Origin of the sequence: Halalkalibacter wakoensis JCM 9140 (assembly GCF_000513095.1) — a bacterium.
Taxonomy (GTDB): domain Bacteria; phylum Bacillota; class Bacilli; order Bacillales; family Bacillaceae_D; genus Halalkalibacter; species Halalkalibacter wakoensis.
Genome location: NZ_BAUT01000145.1, coordinates 1 through 2,115, shown reverse-complemented (window position 1 = coordinate 2,115; position 2,115 = coordinate 1). Strand labels below are relative to the sequence as shown.

Annotated in this window: 3 protein-coding genes; 2 read left to right on the top strand and 1 reads right to left on the bottom strand. The window is 42.3% G+C overall.

Annotation, left to right across the window (positions count from 1 at the left end):
- Nucleotides 1-511: 511 nt before the first annotated feature.
- Nucleotides 512-1,063 carry a ribosome hibernation-promoting factor, HPF/YfiA family gene (gene hpf / locus JCM9140_RS21810; RefSeq protein ID WP_034751754.1) on the top strand — a complete coding sequence of 184 codons (552 nt, stop codon included), beginning with the start codon at nt 512-514 and terminating at the stop codon, nt 1,061-1,063.
- Between the two features lie 86 nt (nt 1,064-1,149).
- Here the strand turns inward: hpf and JCM9140_RS21805 are convergent, their stop codons facing one another.
- Nucleotides 1,150-1,803, bottom strand: a complete 654-nt coding sequence (locus tag JCM9140_RS21805) for a glycoside hydrolase domain-containing protein (RefSeq protein WP_034751752.1) — start codon at nt 1,801-1,803, stop codon at nt 1,150-1,152.
- A 53-nt stretch (nt 1,804-1,856) separates the two neighbouring features.
- Between JCM9140_RS21805 and JCM9140_RS21800 the strand changes: the two genes are divergently transcribed.
- Nucleotides 1,857-2,090, top strand: coding sequence for a hypothetical protein (locus JCM9140_RS21800; protein WP_034751749.1), 234 nt, complete (start codon nt 1,857-1,859; stop codon nt 2,088-2,090).
- The last annotated feature ends 25 nt before the right edge of the window (nt 2,091-2,115 follow it).

Below are 2,115 nucleotides of genomic sequence, written 5' to 3'. Positions count from 1 at the left end.
CGTTTATTTTCATGGTAGGAGTCGAGTGGCTTCCGCTCCATTACACTATGAGCAGTAAGTTACATTCAAAAACAACTATTAAAGAAAGAGTCTTATTAAAAAGTAAGGTTTTCTAAAAAGTACAGAGAACGAAGAAATTACAACTGGCTTCACGTTAATACTATTCAGACTGCTCTTATTTCTATTTTAGATTCTCTTCGCAGGGGTGATGCATTTCATTTTTTAACAAACTAAAGTGAAATGAAGCGGAAGGTACTTGACTCCTGCGGGAAAAGAGGGAAAGGCAAGACCACACAGCCGGAAAGGCGTGGGGGCTTGGCTTCCTCCCTGCGGAAAGCAAGTACCTGAAGCGCAATGGAACGGGGGCATTAGGCTATTTGATAATTTCCCCGCTATCCACCCTTCCGACATCTTTGTAACAAAACCGACAAAAATTTATATTTTTCTAACGTTTAAGAAGGACTTATTATGGGGTAAATAGAATATATACATAGAAAAGGAGGAGTTATTTATGAACTATAATATCCGTGGTGAAAACCTGGACGTAACGCCAGCTTTACGTGACTATGTGGAAAAGAAGGTCAATAAACTGGAACGTTATTTTGATACGACTCCCATTGCAGATGTCAATGTCCGCATGCAGGTGCTAAACAACCAGCACATCATTGAGATCACCATTCCGATGCCGCAACTTCTACTTCGAGCAGAAGAAGTGCATCAGGATATGTATGCAGCAATCGATAGTGTTGTGGAGAAATTGGAGCGTCAAATTCGTAAGCACAAAACAAAAGTCAATCGCAAGTTTCGCCAAGAGGGAAGCTTGAAATATATGTTCAAAAATGATCTAGAACCGCTCGAGCAAGAAGAACCACTAACAGATGAGTTAGAAGTGGTACGCAAAAAGCGTTTCAACTTAAAGCCAATGGATGCAGAAGAGGCGATTTTGCAAATGGACATGCTTGGTCATAACTTCTTTGTATTTTCCGATGCCGTGAATGGATCGACGAATGTCGTGTATAAGCGTCGTGATGGCAAGTATGGATTGATTGAGTCTGAAGCTTAATAGGTTAAGGGCACTGAAAAAAACGTTTTTTCTTTTTCAATGCGCTATGTATGGGGAGTGCAGCGTTGCTGTGCTCCCTTTCTATATTACGCTAATGTTTGAAATAAGCGATTTTCCATTAACACCGTATCAATTGGGCACTCTTCTGCATCGCGACCATATTGCCATGCCCACACATTCGCTTCGCAATCAGGTCTGCTAGGGGTGAATTGACGAGGTGCGTTTCGTTTTGTCGTGGTTCCTGGCTCGGGTTCTGCGCTCCAAATGACGGATTGTTCAAGAACGAGGTTGCTCATCGTTGTGGCTTGACAATAGGCGGCGTTAAAAGGGCCTTCGTCTGGGTCTGCATAAATTCCAGGGCGATAAGGGCTATTGTAAAACGTTTCAACCCATGCCACAATCCAGTCCGCATCGACTTCAAAAAAACGTTCGACATTGGCAAAAATGAAAGTTCCTTCTGGAATACCCAGCTGCCTTGCTTTAAAAATGCTATTTCTTGCGGCAACGGCTCCGGCACGAGCACCGACTGCTTGGCGGAAGTTGTTGTAAATCGGCATCAGTTTCATGCCGTTGTTTTGGATAAAGCTGTACTCTTCGGGAGTAAGTCCGTCACTGATATTTGGAATGGTTGACAAATAGCGTCCCCAGAAATCAGGACGGCCGAAATTTTCAATAACACATTGATACAAATCTTCGGTAACGGCAGCAGCTGAGTCTACTCCCCAATTTAAAATTCTCATAAAAAATCCCTCCTCATCCGTACTGTATGCGACAAATGCGGAGAGAGCGACTTATGACTTTTCAAAAAATGAACTTTTTCTATGAAGCCGTTGAAATATCTTCTTTTCATTGCGCCCCAGCCACTCGCATAATCAATCGTACTTTTGTCTACTCGTGGCTGTGTTTCCAACTAGTGATCTCTGTTGTGGAAGGTAAACCACAAATTGTTCAACCCCCATCCGTTAAAGAGAAAATGATTGTGTTAAAAGAAATCGCAGAAGAGTTAGAGAAACATGTTAAATGTTAAGAGAAAGTAACCTTAGCAGGGAAAT

What these genes read in the sequence shown, in the direction of transcription:
- hpf (WP_034751754.1), top strand. Translation starts at nt 512, where the DNA reads ATGAACTATAATATCCGTGGTGAAAACCTGGACGTAACGCCAGCTTTA.
- JCM9140_RS21805 (WP_034751752.1), bottom strand. Translation starts at nt 1,803, where the DNA reads ATGAGAATTTTAAATTGGGGAGTAGACTCAGCTGCTGCCGTTACCGAA.
- JCM9140_RS21800 (WP_034751749.1), top strand. Translation starts at nt 1,857, where the DNA reads ATGACTTTTCAAAAAATGAACTTTTTCTATGAAGCCGTTGAAATATCT.